Annotated in this window: 5 protein-coding genes; 1 reads left to right on the top strand and 4 read right to left on the bottom strand. The window is 60.4% G+C overall.

Annotation, left to right across the window (positions count from 1 at the left end; translation table 11 throughout):
- Positions 1 to 116: 116 nt before the first annotated feature.
- The 3 genes from feaR to AC1Q6I_RS34550 all read right to left on the bottom strand — a co-directional run bounded on the left by feaR (position 117) and on the right by AC1Q6I_RS34550 (position 3,251).
- On the bottom strand, positions 117 to 1,079 hold the full coding sequence (gene feaR / locus AC1Q6I_RS34560) for a transcriptional regulator FeaR (protein WP_024075640.1): 963 nt from the start codon (positions 1,077 to 1,079) through the stop codon (positions 117 to 119).
- A gap of 119 nt (positions 1,080 to 1,198) precedes the next feature.
- Positions 1,199 to 1,771 (bottom strand): DUF3156 family protein, encoded by a 573-nt coding sequence (locus tag AC1Q6I_RS34555; RefSeq protein WP_102625748.1) that lies wholly within the window; start codon positions 1,769 to 1,771, stop codon positions 1,199 to 1,201.
- Positions 1,752 to 3,251, bottom strand: coding sequence for an APC family permease (locus tag AC1Q6I_RS34550; RefSeq protein ID WP_102625746.1), 1,500 nt, complete (start codon positions 3,249 to 3,251; stop codon positions 1,752 to 1,754). The genes AC1Q6I_RS34555 and AC1Q6I_RS34550 overlap by 20 nt, the downstream gene beginning before the upstream one ends.
- Positions 3,252 to 3,544: 293 nt before the next feature.
- Here AC1Q6I_RS34550 and AC1Q6I_RS34545 point away from each other — a divergent pair, with 293 nt between their 5' ends.
- Entirely contained in the window at positions 3,545 to 4,873 is a 1,329-nt protein-coding gene (locus AC1Q6I_RS34545; RefSeq protein WP_069075935.1) for an alginate export family protein, read from the top strand.
- 39 nt (positions 4,874 to 4,912) lie between these two features.
- Here AC1Q6I_RS34545 and AC1Q6I_RS34540 read toward each other — a convergent pair whose 3' ends face one another.
- Positions 4,913 to 5,884, bottom strand: a complete 972-nt coding sequence (locus tag AC1Q6I_RS34540) for a methyl-accepting chemotaxis protein (RefSeq protein ID WP_173903848.1) — start codon at positions 5,882 to 5,884, stop codon at positions 4,913 to 4,915.
- Positions 5,885 to 6,062: the final 178 nt, after the last annotated feature.

Below are 6,062 nucleotides of genomic sequence, written 5' to 3'. Positions count from 1 at the left end.
ACGCGTTATCGTTGACGTTTTTCGCGAGCAAGCTCGCTCCTACAGAAGGCGATGTACGCTTAACTGAACGGCATTAGCGCAAGCCGCTCGCCACTGCTTCCCTGCCCGTTGCGCACTCACACCACCTCGGCCATCTGCTGCAAATGGCTGGAGCGAAAATCCTTGGGCGACACCTCGAACTGCTTCTTGAACGAGCGGCTGAAGTGGGCTGAATCGGTGAAACCCCACTTGTAGGCAATCGAGGTGATCGACTCGCCACGCAGGAACGGGTTGGCCAGGTCATCGGCACTGCGCTTAAGCCGTGCCCGCTGGATGTAGCGGCACACACTGTCGTCCTCGGCTTCGAACAATCGGTACAAATGCCGCACCGAGATATTCAGGCGATTGGCCAGGCCCACCGGGCTCAACCCCGGCTGGTTGAGCGACTCATCAATGACCTTCTGCACGTAGCTGCGCAGGTTCACGCCCTGTAAGGCGCCGCAGTCGTCACTCGCCTCCTCCTGCTGCGCAAAGGCCGAACCCAGCAGCGCGACCAACGCCGACTGCAATGCCAGGCCCTCTGCCTCTGCCGCCTCGCCTTCCAGGGCGTCCGTACACAGTTGGTCCATCAGCACATGCAGCATGCGCCCGCAGGCTTTGCTCGATGAGATCTTGCCGAAGGTGCGCGGCCGCGCGCCAAGTTGCTTGCACACTTCATGACGGGACAGGCACAGGGAGGCGTGTTCGATCAGCCCGAACGGGGTGATCTCGATGGAGCCCACCGAGTCCATCAACAACAATTCGCCTGGGCCCAGGCGAATGACCTGGCCGTCCTGGGCAATCTGGCTATAGCCGCTGCGTTGGCTGACCAGAAAACATTGCTGGTCGTCATCGTGGTCAGCGCAGACCTTGGGGCGCTTGATCAGGCCCGCGTTGGTGCGCAAGTGAGCCAGGGGCAGCCCGCCACGGTAACCGGACGAGATACTGCCGATAAACAGCGAGCGATTGAAGGCCAGTTCGGTATTGAAGTGACCGCAGATCGCGCGCAGATCGCGGGTCCAGGTGTCGAGCCCCTCTTGTCCAGCCGACTGCATGATCATGGTTATGTCCACCTTGGTTTTTGTTGTTGTTGTCGCGCAATAGTTAACATGTTATCTAAGTGCGCGCAACACATCCGTCTTAACCAAAGCGATTGCACTAATGGTGCCAAAACCTGCGATCAGAGCGCGGCCAGCACGCGTTGGAAATGCAGCAAGGTCGCCACTAACCCATTGCGCTGATCGGCGCTCAGCGGGATGTAGCGACGAAACGCGGGCATGCGGTTGACCACCTCGCTGCCGCCCATATGCTCCAGGCGTACGCACCACTGGCCGGCCCGCAACTCGATGCGCAGGCGCTTGAAATCCAGAGGCATCAACGCCCGCAGCAAGTCCCCGTCAGGCTGCATCAGCGCCAGCAGCGCCGGGTCGCCGCTGCGTTGCCGACAACGAATACCGGTACGCCGGACGGCCCCGGTGTGGTGCAGCTCAAAACTCGCGGTGCCCTCTCGCGAAGCAGGCACGCGCAGCAGGAACTCGGTCATCACCAGGTGCATCAGCAACTGGGACTCGGTGCGTTCGACAATCTCCACGTGCAACTGGCCATCCTGCAACACGGCCTCGGCCGTGGCCGACGCGGTGTGCTGGAAATGCGCCAGGCCGAGGTTACGGCGCAGGTGCTCCAGGGTCACCCCAGGGCGATAACCCGCCGGGGTATGCCGGGCGCTGAACCGCTCAAACAGTTTTTGCAGCATGGCGCTGATACTCGGCATGAGGCTGGGTCGGTTCGTGGGCGAACTCGTTGGTCAACACCTCTTCCACCGAGGCCGGTTTGAACGGATTGACCTTCTGCACCACCAGGGTCCAGAACAAGGCATACGCCGCGGTGCCGGCCAGCATTACGCCAAACGGAATGTAGATGTCCGCCGGGTTCATCCCCGGTGGCGTGATAAACCACATGCCCAGCAGGATGCCGAGGCTGGACAGGATCTGCGGCAACGGAAACCACGGCGAACGATAGGCGCGCGGCAGATCCGGGCGGCGGATACGCAGGCTCACCACCGAGATCGTCACCAACAGGTAGGCAAAGCTCCAGGCACACACGGCGGCCAGCACCAGGTGCATGATGTTGTCGGTGTTGCCGCCCAGGTACAGCGCGTGCAGGCAAGGAATCAGCATCGCCACCAGGATGCACAACAGCGGGGTCTTGAAGCGTGGGTGCAGGTAGGTGAAGACCTTGGGCAACGCGCCATCCACCGCCATGCCGTAGAGAATGCGCGGGACCCCGGCCATCAAGGTGTTGATGGTCGCGGCCCCGGCAAACAGAAAGCCGATCCCCAGCCACATCGGGCCGATGCTGCCCATCACCTGTTCCGCGAATTTCGGGATCGCCATCGGTGTATCCAACAGGTGCACGCCCGTGGTGGCGTCGAGCAGCACGTTCTCCACCTGGCGCTTCATTGCCGCGCCATAAATGAACATGCAACTGGCGACGCCGAGCAGCCCCAGCATCATCGCCTTGGGCATGACCCTGGCCGAATTGCGCAGGTCCGGCGCCAACGGCGTGACGAACTCGCAGCCGACGAACATGAACATGGCCATGCCCACCAACGACAGGATGGTGGTCATGTCGGTGCCCACCTGCGATACCCCGAACCAGCCCTCCAGTGGCACCACCGGCGCCGCGATCAGCCCCAGCACACCAAACACCATCAAGGTGGTCCACATGCCGAAGGTGAGGATGATCTCGGCCTTGCCAAACACACTCACGCCAAAGGCATTGAGAATACCGAACACCAGCACGAAACCCACCCCGAGCAACCACGAGCCGCCGGCCGACTCCGCCAAGGTATTGAGGTGTTCGAAGTTCACCAGCGCCATGACCCCGGAAAGGATGGTTTCCGCCGTGCCGGCAAACACATGCACGATCAGGTAGGCCGACAAGGTGCCGGTGATGGCGAAGAACCGGCCCATGCCGCAATTGATGTAGTCGTAGACCGAACCGGTGGTCGGCAGGATCGACGCCGCTTCAGCGAAGGTCGTCGCCTGGGCCAGCATCATGACCACCGCAATCAGCATGGCCACCGCAAAAGCGCTGCCGCCGATACCAAACCCCATGGTGGCGGTGAGAATCACCGGGCTGGCCATGATCAGGCCGATGGTACTGGCGAGCGCCGTGGGAAAGCCCACCGTGCCCTGTTTCAAATGCTGTGTGAGCCGGTCATTGATCGACATGGTGCGGATCCTCGAAAGCGGATTTCTTGGTGGATGTATCGAACCGTTCAAGGCGCCGGCGATGAAGCCTTCCCCAGCCAGTCCCTGATCGAAACGGGATCGAGTACACCATCACTGTGCGCCCCTCCCATCCTGGTCGTCTTGCCCATGTCTGCCTTTGGTTTTGTTGCTGTCTGCCAAGGTGCACGGCTTGGCTGGCAGGGTCAATTGCGTGGCACGCAGGTGAAAGACTTGCCCCGCTCGCGGTTGCCCTAATGCGCCATCGCTGTCCAACCCTGCAGGGGAACGTAACAATGGAGCAAACGCTGAAAACTCGCTCACTGTCCAAGGCCGTTGGTCTGGGTATAGCCCTTTTGATCGCTGATTCATCGGCCCAGGCCTATGAGCTGTATGCCGATGACGACACCCATCTGAATGCTGATTTCCTTTCGGTATACGGGATGTTCAACAGCCGTAACAACTACGACGGTACGCCCGGAGGTTCAACCTGGCGGGAGGGTTTCATCAAGTATGGCGTGAGCGGCGACCAAGGCCTGGCCGGGTTCGGCACCGGCTACGGCGCACTCAACTGGGTCAGTTCCGGCACCTGGGGTGACGGCGATGCGGCGGGGAATACCGACGGTTCGGAACGCACGACCAAAATCGAAGATGCGTACCTCGGATGGCGCTCCGCCGACCTGTTCCCGGCGCTTGGCAAGGACGGCATCGATTTTTCCGCCGGTCGCCAGGTGGTCAAGGTCGGCAGAGGGTTCCTGATCAACGACGACGGTCCTAATCTGGGGAAAGGCCCGGCCGACGGCGCGTTGAATCGCGGAGGCGCCTACTACCTCGCGGCGCGGCACGCCTTCGATCGCACCGCAGTCCTGCGCCTGGGCGGGCAGGAAGGCCTGCATGGCTCGGTGTTGTGGCTCAAGTCCGATAACCGCGCCCAGGCGGAAACCGAGCTGGCGGCGGGCACCCTCGACTACACGGCTGCCGCCGGTACGCTCGGCCTGACCTGGGTCCACGGCATTGATGTCACGGACCAATGGGCCAGCGACTTCCAGAAACAACGCGAAGGCCTGAATACCTACAGTCTGCGCGGCGAAGGCAACGCGGGCATGGAAAACGCCAGTTTCGCGTTTGAATACGCCTGGCAAGACAAGGATGCCGGCCCTCAAAAAGCCTGGTATGCCGAAGCCGGCTATACCTTCGCGGACGTGACCTGGTCACCGAAACTGACCTACCGCTACACCCGTTACTCGCAAAAATGGGACCCACTGTTCACTGGGCTAAGCAGCGGTTACGGCACCTGGTTCCAGGGTGAAGTGGCCTCCAATTACGCAGGTCCCTTCAACAGCAACACCGGTATCCAGCATGTCGGCCTGAAGGCGACCCCATTGGAAAACCTGACGGTCGGCGCGTTGTACTTCGACTTCAATACCCTACGCAAAAGCGATGCACTGAATCTCGATGCGAGGGAGCTGGATCTGTATGTGGAATGGGCGGTCAACAGCCACCTGATCATCAGCCCTTTGGTCGGCATTTATCAGCCAAAAAAGGATGAGACCACGGGTGGGAACCAGGTGGGCGGCAACGCTACCAACGTCTACAGCCAGCTAACGGTGGCCGTACCGTTCTGATCCCATTCAGGCGCTGCCGGGTGCAGCGCCTGAACAGGCTTACTGTTTGTGCTGATGCAACATCGTCTGAATCTGATGCGTCGCCTGACGGGTATTTTCCGCCAGTTTGCGGACTTCATCGGCCACCACTGAAAACCCGCGCCCGACCTCTCCTGCCCTGGCCGCTTCGATAGCGGCATTCAAGGCCAACAGGTTGGTCTGGTCGGCGATGCCCTTGATGACGCTGACCACCGTCGCAATCTGGCCATAAGTCGCCTGACTCTGCTCAAGCAACTGGTGATGGGTGGCCTTGGCTGACTGCTCATCGCTGATATCCCGTACTGCGCCGATCACCCGGGTCAAGCGTCCCTGCTGATCGCGCACCGCTCGACCCCGCTCTCGACACCAGATGTAGCCACGCGTCTTGTGGCGCATCCGGTATTCAAACACGTACTCACCACTGCCGTGCATGCCGAGAATCTCACGGTCAAAGATCGCCATGATCTTCGGCAAGTCGTCAGGATGAGTGATGCTGACTTGAGCATCCCAGCCGTCGGGCAACTCATGCGGGGAATACCCCATGAGGAGGCGAAATTGATTGAAAATCCGCATCCGGCTGCCGGGGTCCTGAACGTCACCGTTGACCACGGTGATGTCCCAGCAGCCCTCGGTGAGGGTTGACTGCAACAGCTCCCAGATTTGCGCCTCCTGCTGATGCTGACGTGACAGCTGAATGTGCTGTTTCAGCTCGGCCTCCAGTGCCTCCTCGCGTTGCCGGCTTTGCTCGACTTGCTGACGAACGGCTTCAAGCGCTTGTTCACCGCATTCCAATCGAGCGGCCTGATCCATGGCTCGTTCATCGGCCGCAAGAAGCCGTTGGTTGGCATGGGCTCTCTGCTGCGCGAGCTGTTCCAGACATGCCTGCACGCTCGGATAAGCGGCCAGCGCCTGCATCTCATCCGCCTCACCGGCAAGCAACCGGTTGAGGGTTTCAGCGAGCGCCTGCATCGGTTTACTTTTCTTGAAGAACATCAGTCTGTCCCTTGCCAATCGAGTCGATACTCAGAATCTGATAGCAAACCGATGCGGATTACTTGTACGAGACTGCTAAGGCATTTGCTCCTGTCTGCCATAAAAATCTATGGTCCCCCCATTTTTGCAATACTGATTAACGGGCGATGTGGTTGGCTTGCTTAAATCTATCCGGCGT

This window comes from Pseudomonas sp. MPR-R2A5, assembly GCF_058793055.1.
The sequence above is the reverse complement of the archived record's forward strand: the minus strand, read 5'-3'. Positions and strand labels throughout refer to the sequence as shown.

Excerpts from the sequence above, each read along its gene's own strand:
- AC1Q6I_RS34555 (WP_102625748.1), bottom strand. The coding sequence starts at position 1,771 with ATGCTGCAAAAACTGTTTGAGCGGTTCAGCGCCCGGCATACCCCGGCG.
- AC1Q6I_RS34550 (WP_102625746.1), bottom strand. The coding sequence starts at position 3,251 with ATGTCGATCAATGACCGGCTCACACAGCATTTGAAACAGGGCACGGTG.
- AC1Q6I_RS34540 (WP_173903848.1), bottom strand. The coding sequence starts at position 5,884 with ATGTTCTTCAAGAAAAGTAAACCGATGCAGGCGCTCGCTGAAACCCTC.
- feaR (WP_024075640.1), bottom strand. The coding sequence starts at position 1,079 with ATGATCATGCAGTCGGCTGGACAAGAGGGGCTCGACACCTGGACCCGC.
- AC1Q6I_RS34545 (WP_069075935.1), top strand. The coding sequence starts at position 3,545 with ATGGAGCAAACGCTGAAAACTCGCTCACTGTCCAAGGCCGTTGGTCTG.